Annotated in this window: 15 protein-coding genes; 10 read left to right on the top strand and 5 right to left on the bottom strand. The window is 57.0% G+C overall.

Annotated elements, in window-relative coordinates; translation table 11 throughout:
- Nucleotides 1-325 precede the first annotated feature (325 nt).
- On the top strand, nucleotides 326-2,983 hold the full coding sequence (rcsD, locus tag ACKLKD_RS04245; protein WP_080896923.1) for a phosphotransferase RcsD: 2,658 nt from the start codon (nucleotides 326-328) through the stop codon (nucleotides 2,981-2,983).
- A gap of 15 nt (nucleotides 2,984-2,998) precedes the next feature.
- Nucleotides 2,999-3,649 carry a response regulator transcription factor RcsB gene (gene rcsB / locus ACKLKD_RS04240; protein WP_025711608.1) on the top strand — a complete coding sequence of 217 codons (651 nt, stop codon included), beginning with the start codon at nucleotides 2,999-3,001 and terminating at the stop codon, nucleotides 3,647-3,649.
- A gap of 45 nt (nucleotides 3,650-3,694) precedes the next feature.
- Here rcsB and rcsC read toward each other — a convergent pair whose 3' ends face one another.
- A complete protein-coding gene (gene rcsC / locus ACKLKD_RS04235; protein ID WP_025711607.1) occupies nucleotides 3,695-6,535 on the bottom strand; it encodes a two-component system sensor histidine kinase RcsC in 2,841 nt (946 codons plus the stop codon).
- Nucleotides 6,536-6,667: 132 nt separating this feature from the next.
- Complete coding sequence (gene gyrA / locus ACKLKD_RS04230; RefSeq protein ID WP_025711606.1) at nucleotides 6,668-9,301, bottom strand: DNA topoisomerase (ATP-hydrolyzing) subunit A; 2,634 nt, start codon at nucleotides 9,299-9,301, stop codon at nucleotides 6,668-6,670.
- 146 nt (nucleotides 9,302-9,447) lie between these two features.
- Between gyrA and ubiG the strand changes: the two genes are divergently transcribed.
- From ubiG to yfaE, 4 genes are all read left to right on the top strand, one after another.
- Nucleotides 9,448-10,176, top strand: a complete 729-nt coding sequence (gene ubiG, locus ACKLKD_RS04225; RefSeq protein ID WP_025711605.1) for a bifunctional 2-polyprenyl-6-hydroxyphenol methylase/3-demethylubiquinol 3-O-methyltransferase UbiG — start codon at nucleotides 9,448-9,450, stop codon at nucleotides 10,174-10,176.
- Between the two features lie 344 nt (nucleotides 10,177-10,520).
- Nucleotides 10,521-12,806, top strand: a complete 2,286-nt coding sequence (gene nrdA, locus ACKLKD_RS04220; protein ID WP_008803972.1) for a class 1a ribonucleoside-diphosphate reductase subunit alpha — start codon at nucleotides 10,521-10,523, stop codon at nucleotides 12,804-12,806.
- A gap of 101 nt (nucleotides 12,807-12,907) precedes the next feature.
- Entirely contained in the window at nucleotides 12,908-14,038 is a 1,131-nt protein-coding gene (nrdB, locus tag ACKLKD_RS04215; protein WP_004140835.1) for a class Ia ribonucleoside-diphosphate reductase subunit beta, read from the top strand.
- Nucleotides 14,038-14,292 (top strand): class I ribonucleotide reductase maintenance protein YfaE, encoded by a 255-nt coding sequence (yfaE, locus tag ACKLKD_RS04210; RefSeq protein ID WP_002913017.1) that lies wholly within the window; start codon nucleotides 14,038-14,040, stop codon nucleotides 14,290-14,292. The genes nrdB and yfaE overlap by 1 nt, the downstream gene beginning before the upstream one ends.
- Before the next feature lie 3 nt (nucleotides 14,293-14,295).
- Here yfaE and ACKLKD_RS04205 read toward each other — a convergent pair whose 3' ends face one another.
- The gene (locus tag ACKLKD_RS04205) at nucleotides 14,296-15,486 is read right to left on the bottom strand and encodes an MFS transporter (protein WP_080896920.1); all 1,191 of its coding nucleotides are present in this window, start codon (nucleotides 15,484-15,486) and stop codon (nucleotides 14,296-14,298) included.
- Nucleotides 15,487-15,670: 184 nt separating this feature from the next.
- Here ACKLKD_RS04205 and ACKLKD_RS04200 point away from each other — a divergent pair, with 184 nt between their 5' ends.
- The 4 genes from ACKLKD_RS04200 (at nucleotide 15,671) to glpC (ending at nucleotide 20,712) form a co-directional block, all read left to right on the top strand.
- Nucleotides 15,671-16,549, top strand: coding sequence for a LysR family transcriptional regulator (locus ACKLKD_RS04200; protein ID WP_025711601.1), 879 nt, complete (start codon nucleotides 15,671-15,673; stop codon nucleotides 16,547-16,549).
- A gap of 110 nt (nucleotides 16,550-16,659) precedes the next feature.
- The gene (gene glpA, locus ACKLKD_RS04195; RefSeq protein WP_025711600.1) at nucleotides 16,660-18,288 is read left to right on the top strand and encodes an anaerobic glycerol-3-phosphate dehydrogenase subunit A; all 1,629 of its coding nucleotides are present in this window, start codon (nucleotides 16,660-16,662) and stop codon (nucleotides 18,286-18,288) included.
- Nucleotides 18,278-19,537, top strand: coding sequence for a glycerol-3-phosphate dehydrogenase subunit GlpB (glpB, locus tag ACKLKD_RS04190; RefSeq protein WP_025711599.1), 1,260 nt, complete (start codon nucleotides 18,278-18,280; stop codon nucleotides 19,535-19,537). The genes glpA and glpB overlap by 11 nt, the downstream gene beginning before the upstream one ends.
- The gene (gene glpC, locus ACKLKD_RS04185) at nucleotides 19,534-20,712 is read left to right on the top strand and encodes an anaerobic glycerol-3-phosphate dehydrogenase subunit GlpC (RefSeq protein WP_087806187.1); all 1,179 of its coding nucleotides are present in this window, start codon (nucleotides 19,534-19,536) and stop codon (nucleotides 20,710-20,712) included. The genes glpB and glpC overlap by 4 nt, the downstream gene beginning before the upstream one ends.
- Nucleotides 20,713-20,733: 21 nt before the next feature.
- Here the strand turns inward: glpC and yfaU are convergent, their stop codons facing one another.
- A complete protein-coding gene (yfaU, locus tag ACKLKD_RS04180; RefSeq protein WP_080896915.1) occupies nucleotides 20,734-21,537 on the bottom strand; it encodes a 2-keto-3-deoxy-L-rhamnonate aldolase in 804 nt (267 codons plus the stop codon).
- A 14-nt stretch (nucleotides 21,538-21,551) separates the two neighbouring features.
- The gene (locus ACKLKD_RS04175; protein WP_025711596.1) at nucleotides 21,552-22,841 is read right to left on the bottom strand and encodes an MFS transporter; all 1,290 of its coding nucleotides are present in this window, start codon (nucleotides 22,839-22,841) and stop codon (nucleotides 21,552-21,554) included.
- Between the last annotated feature and the right edge of the window lie 14 nt (nucleotides 22,842-22,855).

Genomic DNA, 22,855 nt, shown 5'->3' with positions numbered 1-22,855 from the left:
TTAACTGTGCTACAACAAATGATTCCCTAACGACTATTAATCAATCAATTAGTCTGTAAATCTCCCTTATTCCGCCAATGTCTTGTTATTTCGTGCGATTTCTCCCCCGCTTCGTTGCCAATATCGCCCTCCGTCAGCCTTCGCCGGACGATTTCATTTTCAGCGCGTCTCTAAGATAATTCCTGGATGACAAAACAGGGCTAACACCATTCTGTGGTGTAGATTTGCGTCATTAGCCTTTATACTGCATGGGCACTTACTGTGTTGCCAGTTACTCTGGCGCTACATCCTGTTTACAAACAATGATGAGTCGTTCAGTCACAAGATGACCCCGAAAAAATTCTCCCTGATCCCCGGCAACATCAGCCGCTTCTTTATTTTGATGGTTATTGTCCTGCTGGCGACGATGGGGGTGATGATTCAGAGCGCCGTCAATGCCTGGCTGAAAGAGAAAAGCTATCAGGTTGTTGATGTGACCCACGCCTTGCACCAGCGTATTGACGCCTGGCGCTACGCTACCTGGCAAATCTATGACAATATCGCCGCCACCTCTGCCAACGCCGCGAGCGGTGGCCTGCAGGAGACGCGGCTAAAGCAGGACGTTTACTACCTTGAGAAGCCCCGGCGTAAAACTGAAGCGTTGATCTTCGGCTCCCACGACAGCTCGACGCTCGAGATGACGCAGAAAATGTCCGATTATCTCGATATCTTGTGGGGCGCGGAGACCATCCCGTGGTCGATGTATTATCTTAACGGTCTGGACAATAGCCTGATTCTGGTCTCCACCCTGCCGTTAAAGGACCTCTCCTCAAGCGTGAAAGAGTCAACCATCGGTAGCGTCGTGGAGTCACGGCGCGCGGAGATGCTGCTGCAGGCCAATACGCTTGATGAGCGCGAAACCTTCTCGCCGTTGCGCCATCTCGCCTGGCAGAACGCGCACTACTTTACCCTTCGCACCACCTTCAACCAGCCCGGGCATCTGGCTACGGTGGTCGCTTTTGACCTGCCGATTAACGATCTTATCCCACCGGGCATGACGATAGACAGCTTCCGTATCGAGCCCGATCCGTCGCAAAATCTCGCGACGACGCCGGATAAAGAGAGCGCCGACCACATCGGGATCACCTTTAACGGCATGCAGGTCGAAATCGCCACCGACATCAGCACCACCGGTATGCAGTTGCTCTGGAGGGTACCGATGAGCACTATGCTGCTGGAATCGCTGCAAAATATTCTCCTGCCGCTGCTGCTCAACATTGGTCTGCTGGCGCTGGCGCTGTTTGGCTTTACCACCTTTCGCCACTATAAAGGACGCAGCCATTCGTCTGGCGCCGGGCTACCCTCCGCCGCCAACAGCGAACTGCGTTTGCTGCGCGCTATCAATGAAGAGATTGTTTCTTTGCTACCGCTGGGGCTGCTGGTCCACGATCAGGAAGCCAACCGCACGGTTATCAGCAACCCTATTGCCGATCATCTGCTTCCGCACCTGAATCTGCAGAACATTACCAACATGGCGGACCAGCACCAGGGGGTGATCCAGGCCACCGTCAACAATGAACAGTATGAAATCCGCCAGTACCGCAGTCAGGTGGCGCCGCGCACCCAAATTCTGATTATCCGCGACCAGGACCGCGAAGTGCTGGTTAATAAAAAGCTCAAGCAGGCCCAGCGCTTGTATGAGAAGAACCAGCAGGGCCGGGCGGCCTTTATGCAGCACATCGGCAGCGCCCTGAAGCAGCCCGCCCTGAGCCTGGCGGCAGAAGCGGCGGCGCTTAACAGCGCGGAGCACCGCACGCTGGCGCAGCATGCCGATGAGCTGGTCAAACTGGTCGACGACATTCAGCTCGCTAATTTGCTGGAAAGTGATGCCTGGAAAACCAGCCAGGCGCTGTTCTCCGTTCAGGAACTGATCGATGACGTTGTGCCGGAGGTACTGCCGGCGATGAAGCGCAAAGGTCTGCAGCTGCTAATTAATAATGCGCTCCCGGCCGGCGAGCAGCGCTACGGCGACCGTGAAGCGCTTCGGCGCACGCTGGTGCTGCTGATCCAGTATTCGGTCACCACCACGCCTATTGGCAAGATCACCCTCGACGTTTGCCAGGATGAATCGGCGGGCGATCGACTGATCTTCCGCATTCTGGACACCGGCAATGGCGTCTCGACCAACGAGATCGACAATATGCACTTCCCGTATCTCAACGAGACCCAGAGCGACCTGTACGGCAAAGCGAACGCCCTCACCTTCTGGCTGTGCGACCGCATGATGCGCAAGCTCGGCGGGCAACTGACGATTAAAACGCGAGAGTCGCTGGGAACCCGCTATACCCTGCATCTGAAAATGCCGGCCAGCGAAGAGGCGCCAGAGGCGGGCGAACATCTGCTGGATGACGTGATTGTCCTGCTGGATGTCACCTCCAGCGAAGTGCGGCGGATTGTTACCCGCCAGCTGGAAAGCTGGGGGGCGTCCTGCATCACGCCGGACGACCGGGCGACAAGTCAAGCATTTGATCTTTATTTAACGGATAATCCGTCTAATCTTACTGCTTCAGGCTTGCTTTTAAGCGATGATGAGGTCGGGATACGCAAGATCGGCCCGGGCCAATTGCGGGTCAACTTTAATATTAGCACGGCAATGCAGGAGGCTATCCTGCAGCTTATTGAGCAGCAGCTGGCTGAGGAAGCGGTTCAACCCGTCACCTCAGGAAACGAGAGTAACGCCGAACTCCATGCCAGCGGCTATTACGCACTGTTCGCCGATACGGTACCGGATGATGTTCAGAGATTGTATACTGAAATCGAAGCGGGTGATTTTGCTGCTCTGGCGCAAACCGCCCACCGCCTCAAAGGGGCATTTGCTATGCTTAATCTGATACCCGGCAAGCAGTTATGTGAAACGCTTGAGCATCTGATTCGCGAAAAGGATGCGCAAGGCATAGAAAAATATATCAGCGACATTGACACTTACGTCAAGAGCTTGCTGTAGAAGGTAGCCTTATACATGAACACTATGAACGTAATTATTGCCGATGACCATCCGATCGTACTGTTCGGTATTCGTAAGTCACTTGAGCAAATTGAGTGGGTGAACGTCGTTGGCGAGTTTGAAGACTCCACGGCCCTTATCAACAATCTACCGAAGCTGGACGCGCATGTGTTGATTACCGACCTGTCCATGCCCGGTGATAAATACGGCGATGGGATCACGCTTATCAAATACATTAAGCGCCACTTCCCGGACCTGTCGATCATTGTTCTGACCATGAACAACAACCCGGCGATCCTCAGCGCGGTGCTGGATCTGGACATCGAAGGGATCGTCCTCAAGCAAGGTGCGCCGACCGATCTGCCAAAAGCGCTGGCCGCATTGCAGAAAGGGAAGAAATTCACGCCGGAAAGCGTCTCCCGCCTGCTGGAAAAAATCAGCGCCAGCGGCTATGGCGACAAACGCCTGTCGCCAAAAGAGAGCGAAGTGCTGCGTCTGTTCGCCGAAGGCTTCCTGGTGACCGAGATCGCCAAAAAGCTCAACCGCAGCATCAAAACCATCAGTAGCCAGAAAAAATCGGCGATGATGAAACTGGGCGTCGAAAACGACATCGCCCTGCTGAACTACCTCTCTTCCGTCTCCCTGAGCACGACGGACAAAGAGTAATCCCTTGCTTTCTCCGTCTCGCGCCGGCGAGACGGAGTGCCTCTTTTATTCCCGCCCTTTACGCACGCGCGCCGCATACACCGTCAGCGTTTGCTTCAGCACATCCAGCGTAACCGGCTTGGACAGGCAGCTATCCATCCCCGACTCCAGACAGCGCTGCTTTTCTTCCGCCAGAGCATTAGCCGTTACGCCGATGACCGGCAGCGTCAACCCGAGCTGGCGAATGCGCTGCGTCAGGCGATACCCATCCATATTGGGCATGTTGACGTCGCTGAGCACGATATCAATATGCTGCTTGCTGAGAACATTGAGCGCATCGACCCCGTCATTCGCCGTCACGCACTGGTAACCAAGCGATCCCAGCTGATCCGCCAGCAGGCGGCGGTTGATCGGGTGATCGTCGACCACAAGGATCATCATGTCGTCGTTATTGCCAGCCTGGGCCTCCGGCGCCATCAGCGCCTGGCTGTTTTCCGCGCTGGCGAGCGCAACGTGGAAAATACGGCCCAGCAGCGGCAGCAGCTCATGCGGCGTCGTCACGCTGTGCAGCCACTCGCCGGCGGCTCGCTCCTGCGGGATACCGATATGACGACGGCAGAAAATGACCATCGCCCTTCCCTGCCAGCCGCTCAGCGCTTCATCGTCAGTCAGTAAAACATCGTCAGCGCTCGGCGTTTCCCCAGCATGGGGGCGTACCGTGAGACCGTGATGGCTCAGCAGCGACGTCACGAACATCGCCAGCGAGGTATTGTGGATCGCCAGCCAGCAGGTCTTGCCTGCAAAACCGTCTGCCGATACGGACGAGGTATTGCGCACGCCATACAGAGGAATACGGATGGTAAAGCGGCTGCCCATCCCCGGCTCCGTTTCCACGGCAATATCGCCATCCATCATGCTGATCAGCTTTTCACAGATCGCCAGGCCAAGGCCGGTCCCCTGGAAGTTTCGCTGAACGCCGGTCCCCACCTGGAAGAAGGGATCGAAGAGGCGCAACACCTCTTTCGCCGGGATCCCCTCGCCTGTATCGCGGACGCTAATCTGCAGATAATCCCCCGCGCACTGAACATGCAGGATAATGCAGCCGGTGTCGGTGAACTTGATCGCATTGCTCAGCAGGTTAGAAATCACCTGCTGCAGGCGCATCGGGTCGCCGGACATCTGCTCCGGCACATTTGGTTCGATGAAACAGTACAGTCCCAGCTGCTTGCGCACCACCAGCGGCAGATAGTTAGCGGAGATATGGTTCATGACCTCGCGTGGGGAAAACTCCCGCGGCTCGATCTTCAGCTGCTCGGACTCGATTTTTGAGAAGTCGAGGATATCGCTGATGATTTTCAGCAACAGGCTGGAGGAGTTGTTCATCGCCGTCACCAGACGATCAACGCCCTTCGGCAGGGCCTTCGTCTGCAGCAGATCGAGGTTACCGATGATGCCGTATAGCGGGGTACGCAGCTCGTGGCTGACGGTGGCCAGGAACATCGATTTCGACTGACTGGCCTGCTCTGCCGCCTGGGCCATCTCCTGCAGCGACTCCTCCATTTTCACGCGGGCGGACACGTCCACCAGCACGCAGATCGCCACGTTTTCATTGCGATAACGCGAATGGACAAAGCTAATCTGCAGGTTGGTATGGTTGCTGGTCAGCACATCGACAAAGTTAACCTGCTGGCCGCAGATGATCTGCGTCAGCCGCTGCCGGTCCTCGTGAGTCAGCATGTTCAGGTAGTTGTGCGCCAGCTCGTTACTGAGAATATTGGTGCCGTCGACGGTGCGCAGAATACAGATCCCCACCGGGGCCGAGGCCACGATTTTACGGTTGAACTGTTCATGCTCTTCCAGCCGCTGAGCGTCATTTTCCGCCGGGATAAAAATACGCCGCTCATACATCCGCGCCAGCGCGAACAGCAGCGCCCCGGTCAGAATATTGAGAATGATGGCGTTGATGATCAGCATGCGGATCCGCTCCAGCACCTGGTCTACCGAGACGGAATAGACAATGCTCAAGGAGGACGGCGCCAGGCTTTTTTTCAGCACCAGCTCGCGGAAGCCCGCGCTGTAGCCGAACCACATCCGCTCCTGCATCCACTTCGCTTCGCTCTGAATTTTGCCTTCCGCACCGGCCAGCGAAATCAGCGGTTGGCCATTATCGTCAAAGATCGTCACGCTCATCGGCAGACTGCCGGGCGTAAAGAAGCTATCCATGCGGATGGTCTGTTCAACGCCGAGCATCGCCTGCAGACGATTGGCCATATAGACCGGGGTCAGGGCATAAAAATACCCCACGCCGGGGCGAACGCCCTGGCTTATCCAGAACAGGTTATTACCGCGCTCATTTTGTGGCGCATGGCGATATTGCTCGATGCGCTGATGCAGGACTTTCAGCGCCTGATCGCGCTCAATCGGCACATCACGCAGGCCAAAGTTGGCCATACAGAGATTATCGCTACCGATGAGAAAGATGCGGTTCAGATCGTAGGCAGCGGTAAAATTGTCCCGCCAGTAGCGCATAAACCACGCCAGGGACTGCAATGAATTACGCCAGGTGGCGCTCATCGCGCTACAGTCAGAATCGGGGTACAGGGGATCAAAGTTAGGTACTGCAATATCGCTGCTTTGCCCGGCCGACGCAGACTCCCCCGCTGACAGCCGGTTGCCGGCGACATATTTCAGCTCTTTAATCACGTCCGCCGTACGCTGAATAAAGCGCTGGGCCTGATCGGCATTGAGATTAAGCTCCTGATGGATCTCGGCCTCCCGCTCATGCAGCGCATTGACAATATAGAACACAGAGACAAACGCAATCAGGAGCCACAGCAATACCGCCAGCGCTCTGAACAAATAACGTGAAACCTTCAGGGTTGTATGAAAAGAGGCAAGATATTTCAATGTGGCGATGCTCGGCCGTCAGGAACTCAACAGAATGGGGTTAAGGTAGCGGTAAACCGGCTTTGCCGCAATGTAAATGCAAAAAAGGGCCGGGAGAATACCCGGCCCTTTCAGAACATTTACCTGGGACGATTACTCTTCGTCATCCGCGACATCGTCATCGGTATCCGCTTCAGGCGCAATATCGTCATCGCCTTCCGCTACGCTACCGTCGATGGCATCCAGTTCTTCATCATCCACTGGCTCAGCGACGCGCTGCAGACCCACCACGTTTTCATCTTCCGCGGTACGGATGAGGATCACGCCCTGGGTGTTACGGCCCACAATGCTCACTTCGGAAACGCGGGTACGCACCAGCGTTCCGGCGTCGGTGATCATCATGATCTGATCGCAGTCATCCACCTGCACGGCGCCGACCACGGAGCCGTTACGCTCGGTGACTTTAATCGAGATAACGCCCTGGGTGGCACGCGATTTGGTCGGGTATTCTGCCGCCGCGGTACGTTTACCGTAACCGTTTTGCGTCACCGTCAGGATCGCACCTTCACCACGTGGAATAATCAGCGAAACGACGCTGTCGTTTTCCGCCAGCTTGATACCGCGCACGCCGGTGGCGGTACGGCCCATAGCGCGAACGGCGTCTTCTTTAAAGCGTACGACTTTACCGGCCGCGGAGAACAGCATCACTTCGTCCTGGCCAGAGGTCAGATCGACGCCGATCAGCTCATCGCCTTCGTTCAGGTTGACGGCGATAATGCCGGCAGAACGCGGACGGCTGAACTCGGTCAGCGCGGTTTTCTTCACGGTACCGCTGGCGGTCGCCATAAAGACGTTGACGCCCTCTTCATACTCGCGAACCGGCAGGATGGCGGTGATGCGTTCATCGGCTTCCAGCGGCAGCAGGTTGACGATAGGACGACCGCGCGCGCCGCGACTGGCTTCCGGCAGCTGATAGACCTTCATCCAGTACAGACGGCCGCGGCTCGAGAAGCAGAGGATGGTGTCGTGGGTGTTGGCCACCAGCAGGCGGTCGATAAAGTCTTCTTCTTTAATACGTGCCGCTGATTTGCCTTTACCGCCACGACGCTGTGCTTCGTAGTCGGTCAGCGGCTGATACTTCACATAGCCCTGATGCGACAGGGTGACCACCACGTCTTCCTGGTTGATCAGATCTTCGATGTTGATATCAGCGCTGTTGGCGGTGATTTCGGTACGACGTTCGTCGCCGAACTGGTCGCGGATCAGCTCCAGCTCTTCGCGAATCACTTCCATCAGACGGTCGGCGCTGCCGAGAATATGCAGCAGTTCCGCGATCTGCTCCAGCAGCTCTTTATATTCGTCGAGCAGTTTTTCGTGCTCGAGGCCGGTCAGTTTCTGCAGACGCAGATCCAGAATCGCCTGGGCCTGCTGCTCGGTCAGGTAGTATTTCCCGTCGCGCACGCCGAACTCTGGCTCCAGCCATTCCGGACGCGCGGCATCGTCACCGGCGCGTTCCAGCATCGCCGCGACGTTACCGAGATCCCACGCCTGGGCAACCAGCCCCGCTTTCGCTTCTGCCGGGGTCGGCGCGCGACGGATCAGTTCGATAATCGGGTCAATGTTGGCCAGCGCCACGGCCAGCGCTTCGAGGATATGCGCCCGGTCGCGCGCTTTGCGCAGTTCGAAAATCGTACGACGGGTTACCACTTCGCGGCGGTGACGTACAAACGCGGCGATGATGTCCTTCAGGTTCATGATCTTCGGCTGACCATGGTGCAGAGCAACCATGTTGATACCGAAAGAGACCTGCAGCTGGGTCTGGGAATAGAGGTTGTTGAGCACCACTTCCCCGACCGCATCGCGCTTCACTTCAATCACGATGCGCATCCCGTCTTTATCAGACTCGTCACGCAGCGCGCTGATACCTTCCACGCGTTTTTCTTTCACCAGCTCGGCGATTTTCTCAATCAGGCGCGCTTTGTTCACCTGATAGGGAATTTCGTGCACGATGATGGTTTCGCGGCCTGATTTCGCGTCCACTTCCACTTCCGCGCGCGCGCGAATATAGACTTTACCGCGACCGGTGCGGTAGGCCTCTTCAATGCCACGACGGCCATTGATAATGGCGGCGGTCGGGAAATCAGGGCCAGGAATATGCGCCATCAGCCCTTCAATGCTGATGTCTTCATCATCAACGTACGCCAGACAGCCGTTGATCACTTCCGTCAGGTTGTGCGGCGGTATGTTGGTGGCCATCCCGACGGCGATCCCGGAGGCGCCGTTTACCAGCAGGTTAGGAATTTTGGTCGGCATGACGTCCGGAATACGCTCCGTGCCGTCATAGTTGTCGACGAAATCGACCGTCTCTTTTTCAAGATCGGCCATCAGCTCATGAGCGATTTTCGCCAGACGAATTTCGGTATAACGCATCGCCGCGGCGGAGTCGCCGTCGATGGAACCAAAGTTACCCTGGCCGTCCACCAGCATGTAGCGCAGCGAGAACGGCTGCGCCATACGCACGATGGTGTCGTATACCGCGGAGTCGCCGTGCGGGTGGTATTTACCGATTACGTCACCAACGACACGGGCTGATTTTTTATAGGCTTTGTTCCAGTCATTGCCCAATACGTTCATGGCGTAAAGTACGCGACGGTGTACCGGCTTCAGGCCATCTCGGACATCCGGCAGCGCACGGCCAACAATGACCGACATCGCATAATCCAGATAAGAGTTCTTAAGCTCTTCCTCAATGTTGACCGGTGTAATTTCTCTCGCAAGGTCGCTCATCTAACCGCTATCCCTCTACTGTATCCCGGATTCAAAGGTCGCAAATTATAACACAGCCGCGCTAATAGAGGTAAAGCAATACGGTTTATTCATGGCGCGCTGCTGATATACTCGCAGGTCTGAACAGAAAAGGAGTAAAAGCGCCCATGAATACCGAAAAAACGTCGGTAGCCCCTAACGTCGATCATGCTGAAATCGCCAAATTCGAAGCCGTCGCCTCACGCTGGTGGGATCTGGAGGGCGAGTTCAAACCGCTCCACCGCATTAACCCGCTGCGGCTGGGCTATATCGCCGAACGCTCCGGCGGCTTGTTCGGTAAAAAAGCCCTCGATGTCGGCTGCGGCGGCGGTATCCTCGCCGAAAGTATGGCGCGCGAAGGCGCGACGGTCACCGGGCTGGACATGGGCGCCGAACCGCTGCAGGTGGCGAAGCTGCACGCGCTGGAGAGCGGTATTCAGGTGGACTATGTTCAGGAAACGGTTGAAGAACATGCCGCGAAGCATCCGCAGCAGTACGACGTCGTCACCTGCATGGAGATGCTGGAGCACGTCCCCGACCCGCAGTCGGTGGTGCATGCCTGCGCGCGGCTGGTCAAGCCCGGCGGCCAGGTCTTCTTCTCCACCATCAACCGCAACGGCAAGGCGTGGCTGATGGCGGTGGTGGGCGCGGAATACGTCATGAAGATGGTGCCCAAGGGCACCCACGATGTGAAGAAGTTTATCAAGCCGGCTGAACTGCTGGGCTGGGTAGATCAGACTACTCTGAAAGAGCAGCATATCATCGGTCTGCATTACAACCCGCTGACCAACACCTTCAAGTTAGCGCCGGGCGTTGATGTTAATTATATGTTGCATACCACCGCTAAAAAGGACTGAGGTCAGCACCTGCGCTTATGATGATTGCGCGGCATCAAGCCGCGTAATTATTTCTTCCGATGAAGAAATCAGCACTCGATCAAATTTTCATTTTTTTTTCTGTTTTATTGACTTCTTCTCCAGGCCTTATGCGACGTGGACTTGCGGATTATTACCCTTCCGCAACCTCAATTTAACGTCAAAATCAACCCTTGTACTCAAAAGATTCCTTACTAAAATACTCACCATATAGCGTTCCTTTTATCGACAACCCCCTACATATAGTATTTATCCACAGAGTTAGTCACAATGGCCATCTGTGGATAAACGGGGGATATTTTCTTTCACGGACAGGTAAAATCCACATGAATCAGAGTCTGCTGGTGACAAAGCGCGACGGGACCACCGAGCGCATCAATCTCGACAAAATCCATCGCGTACTGGATTGGGCGGCAGAAGGACTGAATAACGTTTCCATTTCCCAGGTTGAACTGCGCTCGCATATCCAGTTCTATGACGGCATTAAAACCGCGGACATCCACGAAACCATTATTAAAGCCGCCGCGGATCTGATCTCCCGCGATGCGCCGGATTACCAGTACCTTGCTGCGCGTCTGGCGATCTTCCATTTGCGTAAAAAAGCCTTCGGCCAGTTTGAGCCGCCAGCGCTTTACGATCACGTGGTGAAGATGGTCGAGAAGGGTAAATACGATCATCATCTGCTGGAAGACTACACGGAAGAAGAGTTCCAGCAGATGGACGGTTTCCTCGACCACTGGCGCGACATGAACTTCTCCTACGCGGCCGTTAAGCAGCTGGAAGGCAAGTATCTGGTACAAAACCGCGTCACCGGCGAAATTTACGAGAGCGCGCAGTTCCTCTATATTCTGGTGGCTGCCTGCCTGTTCTCGAACTACCCACGCGAAACGCGTCTGGACTACATCAAGCGTTTCTATGACGCAGTGTCCACCTTTAAAATCTCGCTGCCGACGCCAATCATGTCCGGCGTGCGTACCCCGACCCGTCAGTTCAGCTCCTGCGTGCTGATCGAGTGCGGCGACAGCCTGGACTCCATCAACGCCACCTCCAGCGCGATTGTGAAATACGTTTCCCAGCGCGCCGGCATCGGCATCAACGCCGGGCGCATTCGCGCGCTGGGCAGCCCGATCCGCGGCGGCGAAGCCTTCCACACCGGCTGCATTCCGTTCTACAAACATTTCCAGACCGCAGTGAAATCCTGCTCGCAGGGCGGCGTTCGTGGCGGTGCGGCGACCCTCTTCTATCCAATGTGGCATCTGGAAGTGGAAAGCCTGCTGGTGCTGAAAAACAACCGTGGTACCGACGCCAACCGCGTTCGTCACATGGACTACGGGGTGCAGATCAACAAGCTAATGTATACCCGTCTGCTGAAGGGTGGCGACATTACCCTGTTCAGCCCGTCCGACGTCCCGGGCCTGTATGACGCTTTCTTCGCCGATCAGGACGAGTTTGAGCGCCTGTACACCCAGTACGAGCAGGACGACAGCATTCGCAAGCAGCGTATTAAAGCCGTTGAGCTGTTCTCGCTGATGATGCAGGAGCGCGCCTCTACCGGTCGTATCTACATCCAGAACGTCGACCACTGCAACACCCACAGCCCGTTCGATCCGGTAGTCGCCCCGGTGCGTCAGTCTAACCTGTGTCTGGAGATTGCTCTGCCGACCAAACCACTGGAAGACGTCAACGACGAAAACGGCGAAATCGCGCTGTGTACTCTGTCGGCCTTCAACCTCGGCGCTATCGACAGCCTCGACGAGCTGGAAGAGCTGGCGGTGCTGGCAGTACGAGCCCTGGATGCGCTGCTCGATTATCAAGATTACCCGATCCCGGCCGCCAAACGCGGCGCAATGGGCCGTCGCACCCTGGGCATCGGCGTGATCAACTTCGCCTACTATCTGGCGAAGCATGGCAAACGCTACTCCGACGGCAGCGCCAACAACCTGACGCACAAAACGTTCGAAGCGATTCAGTACTATCTGCTGAAAGCCTCCAACGAGCTGGCTATCGAGCAGGGCGCCTGCCCGTGGTTCAATGAAACCACCTATGCGCAGGGTATCCTGCCGATCGATACCTATAAGAAAGACCTGGACGGCATCGTCAGCGAGTCTCTGCACTTCGACTGGGAAGCATTGCGCGAATCCATTAAAACCCACGGTCTGCGTAACTCCACGCTCTCCGCGCTGATGCCGTCCGAGACCTCGTCGCAGATCTCCAACGCCACCAACGGCATTGAGCCGCCGCGCGGCCACGTGAGCATCAAAGCGTCGAAGGACGGTATCCTGCGCCAGGTGGTGCCGGATTACGAAAACCTGCAGAACGCCTATGAGCTGCTGTGGGAGATGCCGAACAACGACGGTTATCTACAGCTGGTGGGTATCATGCAGAAGTTTATCGACCAGTCGATCTCTGCCAACACTAACTACGATCCGACGCGTTTCCCGTCCGGAAAAGTGCCGATGCAGCAGTTGCTCAAAGATCTGCTCAACGCCTATAAATTCGGCGTCAAAACGCTGTACTATCACAACACCCGTGATGGCGCAGAAGACGCGCAGGATGACCTGGCGCCGTCCATCCAGGACGACGGCTGCGAAAGCGGCGCGTGTAAGATCTAAGTTATTTTTGCCGGGTGGCGCGATGCTTACCCGGCCTACGATTGTGTAGGCCCGGCCAATGCAGTGCGGCCGGGCAATACATTTCAACAGGACTCACTTCAATGGCATACACCACTTTTTCACAGACGAAAAACGATCAGCTGCTGGAACCGATGTTTTTTGGCCAGCCGGTTAACGTGGCCCGCTACGATCAGCAAAAATATGACATCTTCGAAAAGCTGATTGAAAAGCAGCTCTCCTTCTTCTGGCGTCCGGAAGAGGTTGACGTCTCCCGCGATCGCATTGACTACCAGGCGCTGCCGGAACACGAAAAACACATTTTCATCAGCAACCTGAAGTACCAGACGCTGCTCGATTCCATTCAGGGCCGCAGCCCGAACGTCGCCCTGCTGCCGCTGATCTCTATCCCGGAGCTGGAAACCTGGGTGGAAACCTGGGCGTTTTCCGAGACCATCCATTCGCGCTCGTACACCCATATCATCCGCAACATCGTCAACGACCCGGCGACGGTGTTCGACGATATCGTCACCAACGAACAGATCCAGAAGCGTGCGGAAGGCATCTCTCACTATTACGACTCGCTGATCGAAATGACCAGCTACTGGCATCTGCTGGGCGAAGGCACCCACACCGTCAACGGCAAAACCGTGACCGTGAATCTGCGCGAGCTGAAAAAGAAACTGTATCTGTGCCTGATGAGCGTTAATGCCCTGGAAGCGATCCGCTTCTACGTCAGCTTCGCCTGCTCCTTCGCCTTTGCCGAACGCAAGCTGATGGAAGGTAACGCCAAAATTATTCGCCTGATTGCCCGCGATGAAGCGCTGCACCTGACCGGCACTCAGCATATGCTGAACCTGCTGCGCTCCGGCAGCGACGATCCGGAGATGGCGGAAATCGCCGAAGAGTGCAAGCAGGAGTGCTATGACCTGTTCGTGCTGGCGGCACAGCAGGAGAAAGAGTGGGCGGACTATCTGTTCCGCGACGGCTCGATGATCGGCCTGAACAAAGATATTCTCTGCCAGTACGTCGAGTACATCACCAATATTCGCATGCAGGCGGTGGGCCTCGATCTGCCGTTCCAGACCCGCTCCAACCCGATCCCATGGATCAACACCTGGCTGGTTTCCGATAACGTCCAGGTGGCGCCGCAGGAAGTGGAAGTCAGCTCGTATCTCGTCGGCCAGATCGATTCTGAAGTCGATGCCGACGACCTGAGCAACTTCCAGCTGTAATGAAGCGGATTTTCCTGAAAATCTCTGACACTCGCCTTGAGTGTCAGGATGAACACCCTTCCCTGCTGGCGGCGCTGGAGTCGCATAACATCGACGTCGAGTATCAGTGCCGCGAAGGCTATTGCGGCTCCTGCCGCACCCGTCTGGTTTCCGGCCAGGTCGACTGGCTGACCGAGCCGCTGGCCTTTATCCAGCCGGGGGAAATTTTGCCCTGCTGCTGCCGGGCAAAAGGGGATATCGAAATTGAGATGTAACGGTTAGTGCACTTCGTGTGCACTGACTAATTGCATTGTGCCATGGCGTTTCATCTGCAAGACATAAATTAGCCCCGCTACCACCACCAACAGCGCCCCCACCAGATAAATAGCACGGTAACCCACGCCGTCGACCATGATCCCCATCACGAACGCCCCTATCGCCAGGCCCGCATCCATGGCATTAAAGAACAGTGAGTTCGCGACGCCAATTTTATGCGTTTCAACAGAACTGATGATCTGCGTCTGGAAAACAGGCGTTACTGAGCCATATCCAATACCAATCAGCGCACCGGACAGGATCATTGAAACGCTACCGTGCGTATAACCCAGCACCACTAAACCAATGGTAAAGGCGAGCAGGCACGGATAAACCACATACTTCGGCCCTTTTTTATCACACACATTCCCGGTAAACGCCCGGCAGATCATGAGAAAAATCGCATAGCACAACAGAAAGTTACTGGCTGCCGCCATCAGATCCAGTTCGCGAGCATAGAGGGCAAGAAAGGCGGAAACCCCGGCGTAAGAGAACGTCATAAAGAAGGTGACCAGGGCAAAAGGCATGGCCGCGCGATCGAACATAGCGGAAAAACCAAGCTTTGGTTGCGAACCATCGGCATGACGAATAACCGGCGGCACGCAGATCATCATCGACAGTACAATCGCGATAGCAGACACCACCGTACACATCCAGAATGCGGGAATATACGCGCTGTGGCGCGCCATATTCAGACCAATCCATGGTCCCACTACCATTGCCAGTCCCATTGCTAAGGAGAAAAAGCTAATTCCCTCTCCTCGCCGCGAGGCGGGAATTAAGCGCGCAGAGATGGTGCCCTTGACGGTGGTGATCACACCGAAGGTGATGCCGTGAAGAACCCTAATGAACAGCAGTCCTTCAATGGTATGGCAAAAGGGGTACAGAGCCGTAACCACCAAAAAGGCTAAAGAGGAAATCAGCAAAATGCCTTTGTTGGAATATTTACCCACCCACTGACCGGCGAAGGGGCGGACAATAATCGCGGCAACCAGGAAGAAGGTCACCAGCAACCCAGCCTTATCCGCAGTCGCATGCAAATTGTCAGCAATATAAATAGGCAGGAGCGTCAGAAGAACATAAAATACGAAGAAAATAATAAAACTAACAATCGTGATGGCCCAAAAATCTTTCGTCCACAGTTTTTCTTTCATCTAATTGCACCTTACTGTAACGGCGCGCATTACCACATTCATAACGAATATATAATTTCAGAAATACATTGTGAATACCAATAATTGCGTGCGTGATTGTGTGATTAAGTTTCAGGAAAATCATAAGCAACCTGTGTAAATTAGTAAAATTAATCATTTTAATTAATTTCATTAGAGAAAACTTATGACATTAACGCAGATCCACGCTCTGCTTACCGTGCTGAAATACGGCGGTTTTACTGAGGCCGCCAGACGTCTCTATATGACCCAATCGGCGGTCAGCCAGGCCATTGCCGGACTGGAAGAGGAGCTTGGCGTGGCGATAGTCGAACGAGAACGGCGAAAAGCGCTCAAGCTGACGGCGGCAGGAGAACGCCTTGTTCCGGCGATGCGACGACTCATGAGTGAAGTGAGCGTCATAAAGGAAATAGCCGAACAGGAAAAGAAAACACCGCTGCGCCTGCTGCGCATCGGCTGCTTCCCCGGCATTTGTGCCAGTATCCTGCCCCAGGTCGTTCACTACTTCGAGCAACATCATCCGCATATTAAAATAGTGCCTTATGAAGCAAACAGTACGGAGATTATTGAAGCCATTCGGGAGAATAATATCGACGCCGGATTCACCCATATTTCCGTTAACGGCCTGTTTGCCACACCATTTTATAAAGACAGATTTATGGTTGTCGTTCCTCAATCGCATCCTTTTGCCCGCCGGAGCAGTATTCCTCTCGAAGCACTGTACGATGAGCCATTAATTATCAGCAAAGGGCGGTACGAAATGAGCATTATGTCGCTGTTTGCGAACAGGAATATTACACCTAATATAAAATATGAATTTAACCACCCAGGCACTGCCATGAGTTTTATTCGTCTGGGATTAGGTATCGCTTTGCTGCCGGAACTCACGCTAAAAACGCTGGAACAACCGCTGTACTCCGTGCCTCTGGAACCTGCCTTTTATCGTCACGTATCGCTTATCACCAGCACCTCACCGGTTAGCGGCAGCCCGATTCAGTTGCTGCATGATTGCCTGCGTCAGCTGGTGGACCAAAAGCGACTTTGACCACATAACAAACATTTCATTTTCGATTTATGCTCGATTTTGTTCGATATCAAACAAATTATCGCTAACCCATGACTTAATGGGGATAAACCGAACATAAAGGAGATGAAATGAACAGCGCCCAGTCAGACGAAAGCGAGGTCATTATCATCGGCGGCGGAGCAACCGGCGCTGGCATCGCCCGCGACTGCGCCCGGCGCGGATTACGGACGCTGCTCATTGAGCGCCATGATATCGCCACCGGGGCCACCGGCCGTAATCATGGGCTGCTGCACAGCGGCGCCCGCTATGCGGTGACCGACAACGAATCCGCCCGCGAATGCATCAGTGAGAACCGCATCCTGCGCCGCATCGCCCGCCACTGCATTGAACCGACCAATGGGCTGTTTATCACCCTGCCTGAAGATGACATGGCCTGGCAGCAAACCTTTATCGACGCCTGTCAGCAGGCTGGCATAGAGGCCACGCCGCTCTCACCACAGGAAGCGCTGCGCCGGGAGCCCGCTGTCAACCCAACGCTGCTGGGCGCGGTGCAGGTCCCGGATGGCACCATCGACCCGTTTCGCCTTACCGCCGCTAATATGCTCGATGCCCGCGAACACGGGGCACAGATCCTCACCGGCTGCGAAGTGACGGGCCTGCTGCGCCAGGGCGATCGCGTTTGTGGCGTCCAGGTATACGACCATCAACTTCACCAGGCTCGCACCCTGAACGCTGGGGTAGTGGTTAATGCCGCCGGGATCTGGGGGCAGCGCATTGCGGAATATGCCGACCTGCGCATCACCATGTTCCCGGCGAAGGGATCGCTATTGATCCTCGACCACCGGATAAACAACCTGGTGATCAACCGCTGCCGCAAGCCGGCCGACGCCGATATTCTGGTGCCCGGCGATACCATCTCCCTGATTGGCACCACCTCGATGCATATCCCTTATGACCAGATTGACGACAACCGGGTAACGACGGCAGAAGTCGATACCCTGCTGCGCGAAGGCGAAAAGCTGGCCCCGGTCATGGGCCGCACCCGGATCCTGCGCGCCTACTCCGGCGTCCGCCCGCTGGTGGCCAGCGATAACGATCCCAGCGGACGCAGCGTTAGCCGCGGCATCGTCCTGCTCGACCATGCCCGGCGTGACGGTATGGAAGGTTTCATTACCATCACCGGCGGCAAGCTCATGACCTACCGTCTGATGGCCGAATGGGCCAGCGACGCCGTCTGTCGTAAGCTGGGAAACACCACTCCCTGTACCACGGCCGAGGTCCCGCTGCCCGGTTCGCAGGAGCCAACGGAACGTACCCTGCAAAAAATTATCTCCCTCCCTTCTCCGCTGCGCGGATCCGCCGTCTATCGTCATGGCGATCGCACCCCGGCCTGGCTTGGCGACAGCCGCCAGCACCGCAGCCTGGTCTGCGAATGCGAAGCCGTCACCGCCGGCGAGGTGAAATACGCGGTGGAAAATCTGGCGGTCAACACCCTTCTCGACCTGCGACGCCGCACCCGGATTGGGATGGGAACCTGCCAGGGTGAGCTCTGCGCCTGCCGCGCCGCCGGGCTGCTGCAGCGCTTTAACGTCACCACGCCCGCACAGTCGTTAACCCAGCTATCGGAATTTCTCAATGAACGCTGGAAGGGCGTGCAGCCCATCGCCTGGGGCGACGCGCTGCGCGAAAGCGAATTCACCCGCTGGGTCTACCTCGGCCTGTGCGGGCTGCAAGAGGAGCATCAGGATGAAATTTGATTGCGCGATTATTGGCGGTGGACTGGCCGGCCTGCTGTGCGGGCTGGCGCTGAATCAGTACGGTCTGCGCAGCGTTATCGTCAGCCGCGGGCAAAGCGCGCTGCATTTTTCTTCCGCCTCGTTAGATCTGCTCTCGGCGCTGCCGAACGGCGATCCCGTGGCTGACATCGAACAAGGCCTTCACCAGCTCGCAGTTCAGTTGCCCGAGCACCCTTATTCCCGGCTCGGCGCCGACGCGGTGCTTGCCTGGGCGACGCAAGCCGAAGCATTGCTGGCCGCCTGTGGCGCGGTGATGCAGGGCAATGCGCGCCAGCCGCATCAACGAGTGACGCCGCTGGGAACGCTGCGTCCGGCATGGCTGTCACCTCAGGAGGTTCCTGTCGCTCCCCTGCCGTCGCAGGGCGTTTGTCTGGTAGGGATCAGCGGCTTTGCTGATTTTCAGCCGTATCTCGCCGCCGCCGCGCTTGGTCAACGCGGAGTCACCGCCGCGGCGGCGGAAATCGAGTTACCGCTGCTGGATGTATTGCGCGACAACCCTACCGAGTTTCGTGCCGTCAATATTGCCCGTGTGCTGGATGATGAGAACCTGTGGCCGGCCCTGCATGCAGCGCTGCTGCCGCTGGCGCAGCAGCACGACCTCTTAATCATGCCCGCCTGTTTTGGCCTCGCCGACGATCGCCTGTACCACTGGCTGCAGGCGCGTCTCCCTTGCCCGCTGCATCTGCTGCCGACGCTGCCGCCCTCGGTTCCCGGGATGCGATTGCATTCTCAGCTGCAACGCCAGTTCGTTCGCAGCGGCGGCACCTGGCTTGCCGGCGATGAGGTAGTGAAAATCAGCCATCAGCAGGGCATCGTCGAGGCCGTTTGGACGCGAAATCACGGTGATATTGCGTTGCGTCCACGTTTTACCGTGCTGGCCAGCGGCAGCTTTTTCAGCAACGGTCTTGTCGCCACTCGCGATAGCGTGCGCGAGCCGATCCTCGGCCTCGATCTGCAGCAGACCCTGGCGCGCGACGACTGGTACCAGCGCGACTTCTTTGCCTCCCAGCCGTGGCAGCGTTTCGGCGTGAAAACCGACGCCCTGCTGCGCCCTCAACTGGACGGCCAGTCGTTCCGCAATCTTTTCGCCATCGGTTCACTGCTCGGCGGGTTTGATGCCATTCAGCTCGGCTGCGGCGGCGGCGTCTGCGCCGTCACCGCGCTGCACGCCGCCAGACAAATCCACGCTCTTGCCGGAGGCCGGCCATGAACGATACCCGTTTTGAAAGCTGCATTAAGTGTACCGTGTGCACTACCGCCTGCCCGGTAAGTCGGGTCAATCCACGCTATCCTGGTCCCAAGCAGGCGGGACCGGACGGCGAACGTCTGCGTCTGAAGGATGGCGCGCTGTACGATGAGGCACTGAAGTACTGCATTAACTGCAAGCGCTGCGAGGTTGCCTGCCCGTCGGATGTGAAAATTGGCGATATCATTCAACGCGCCCGGGCACAGTACGGCCAGCAAAAGCCAACCCTGCGCGACGCCATCCTCAGCCATACTGACCTGATGGGCACTCTTTCCACCCCTGTTGCCCCGCTGGTCAACGCCACCACCGGCTTAAAACCGGTGCGCCGCCTGCTGGACGCGGCGCTGAAAATCGACCATCGCCGCACGCTGCCGAAATATGGCTTCGGCACCTTCCGCCACGCTTACCGCCAGCTCGCCGTCAGACAGGCGCAGTACCCTGAGCAGGTATCCTTCTTTCATGGTTGCTACGTCAACTATAACCACCCGCAGCTGGGTAAGGATCTGATCCGCGTCGTCAACGCGCTGGGTACCGGTGTGCAGTTGTTATCAAAGGAAAAATGCTGCGGCGTGCCGCTGATCGCCAACGGCTTTTTCGACAAGGCGCGTAAGCAGGCGCAGAGCAACGTCGCCGCCATGCGGGAAAACGCGCTGCCGATCATTGCCACCTCCTCAACCTGCACCTTTACGCTACGTGATGAATACCCGCATCTCCTTGATGTCGACAACAGCGATCTTCGCGATCGGGTCGAGCTGGCCACCCGCTGGATCTGGAAACAGCTGGATGCCAGCAAGACGCTACCGCTGCGCCAGCTGCCGCTGAAGGTGGTCTATCACACCCCGTGTCATATGGAGAAGATGGGCTGGTCGCTGTATACCCTCGAGCTGCTGCGGCTGATCCCCGGTCTGCAGCTGGAGGTGCTGGATTCACAGTGCTGTGGCATCGCGGGCACCTACGGGTTTAAAACTGAGAATTACGCGGTATCCCAGGCTATCGGCGCCCCGCTGTTCAAGCAGATTGAGGAGAGCGGCGCCGACATCGTCGTTACCGACTGCGAGACCTGCAAATGGCAGATTGAGATGTCCACCCGCAAGCGCTGCGAACATCCCATTACTCTGCTGGCGCAGGCGCTCGTCTGAGCCCGGCGCCAGCCTGTGCCGTCAATAGCTCGCTTTCTCCTGCGGCCGGGCGCTGGCCGATTTAAACATCGCCAGCCGGCGGTCCAGCGCCTGGGTATACAGCATGGTATCCACCCCGACGGCGACGAAGTTGGCCCCCCAGGCAAGACATTTTTCCGCCATCGCCGGGTCGACCGCCAGAAATCCGGCCGCTTTCCCCGCCGCGCGAATGCGCCGGATGCTCTGCTCGATCACCCGCTGCACCTCCGGATGGCCAGCATCGTCCGGATGGCCCAACGAAGCGGAGAGATCGGCCGGACCGATAAACACCCCGTCAATGCCCTCCACCTCGAGAATAGCATCCAGATTCTCCAGCGCGGTTCGGCTCTCGACCTGAATCAGCAGACAGAGTTCGTCATTCGCCTCCGCCATATAATTCTCCACCCTGCCCCAGCGCGCCGCTCTCGCCACGCCGGCGCCAACGCCGCGGCTCCCGACGGGAGGGTAACGGGTCGCCGACACCACCTCCCGCGCCTGCTCGGCGGTATCGACCATCGGCACCAGCAACGTTCTGGCGCCAATATCCAGCACCTGTTTTATCAGGCTGCGGTTGCCCTCGACCGGACGAATGACCGGCTGGCTGGCGTAGGGGGCAATCGCCTGCAGCTGATGATAAAGGTCCTGAATGGTGTTCGGGGCATGCTCGCCGTCGATCAGCAGCCAGTCGTATCCCGAGGTCGCGGCGATCTCCGCCATGTAAGAGGAAGTCGAGCTTAACCACAGGCCGATTTGCGTCTCGCCGCGTAATAATCCCCGTTTGAAGGGGTTAGATAACAGTGCGTTCATCGCGATTCCTTTAATTAATGCTGTACGCTGCCGCGCTGGGGTACCGCGCGGGTGAGGCTTAATGAGAAGATGATAATCACCCCGACGATAGCGACGCCGGCCAGGGTTAACAGTCCGGCGGCGCTACTGGCGAACAGGGTTTCGGCCTGCACGCGCACGATCGGCGCCAGAAAGCCGCCGATGGCGCCAAACAGGTTAACGAAGCCAATCCCGGCGGCCAGCGCCGTGCCGGACAGCAGCTGCGTCGGCATCGTCCAGAAGACCGGCTGCACGGCAATGACACCAACCGCCGCCACACACAGCGCGATGATAGCCAGCACCGGCGCCACCAGCCCGGACACCGCAATCCCAACCGCCGCCGCCAGCAGCGTCAGCGCGGCAATATTGCGCCGCTCGCCGGTGCGATCGGAGTAGCGAGGGATAAGCCAGGTGCCGAACAGCGCCGCCACCCAAGGAATAGCCGTCACCACCGAGGCAACGAAGCCGACTTTGGTGCCCAGCAGCGCAGCGACCTGAGTGGGCAGGAAGAAAATCAGGCCATAGACCGCCACCTGTATGGTCAGGTAAATCAGCGCCAGCTGCCAGACCCGCCCGTTACGCAGCGCATCGGACAGGCGCGAGGCGATCTTTTTCTCCTCCTCACGCGCCAGCTCGCCGATCAGCACTTGTTTTTCCTCAGCGCTCAGGAAGCGAGCTTGCTGCGGCGAGTCGTCCAGCCAGAAGAAGGTGAACGCTCCCGCGGCGATAGCGAGCAGGCCTTCAATGACAAACATCCAGAACCAGCCGGGGTGGCCCATTAACCCATGCATCTCCAGCAGGGCGCCGGATAAAGGCGATCCCAGCGTCAGGGCCAGCGGCGCCCCCATATAAAACAGCCCCATGATGCTGGCGCGGTTTTGCTGGGGAAACCACTGTGAGGTGAGGTAGATCATCCCGGGAAAGAAACCCGCCTCCGCCGCACCAAGCAGGGTACGCACCAGAAGAAATTTCGCTTCGCTGTCCGCCCAGGCCATTGCCGCCGACAGCACGCCCCACAGCAGAGTGGTGCAGCCGATCCATTTTCTGGCGCCAAATTTACGCATCAGCAGATTGGCCGGTACCCCGAGAAAGGCGTAGACCACAAAGAAAATACCGGCCCCCAGGGCGTAGGCTTCATTGCTGAGCCCGGTATCAAGCTGATACGTCTCCTTGGCAAAACCGATATTGGAGCGGTCAAGAAACGCCAGCACATACAGGGCCAGCATAAAGGGGATTAAGCGAGCGCGGTTTTTCTTAACCACGCTCTCCAGCAGAGAGTTGCTCATCATATTATCCTCAG

It is taken from the genome of Klebsiella sp. 10982 (assembly GCF_048589245.1).
Classification (GTDB): Bacteria; Pseudomonadota; Gammaproteobacteria; order Enterobacterales; family Enterobacteriaceae; genus Klebsiella; species Klebsiella quasivariicola.
The sequence above is the reverse complement of the archived record's forward strand: the minus strand, read 5'-3'. Positions and strand labels throughout refer to the sequence as shown.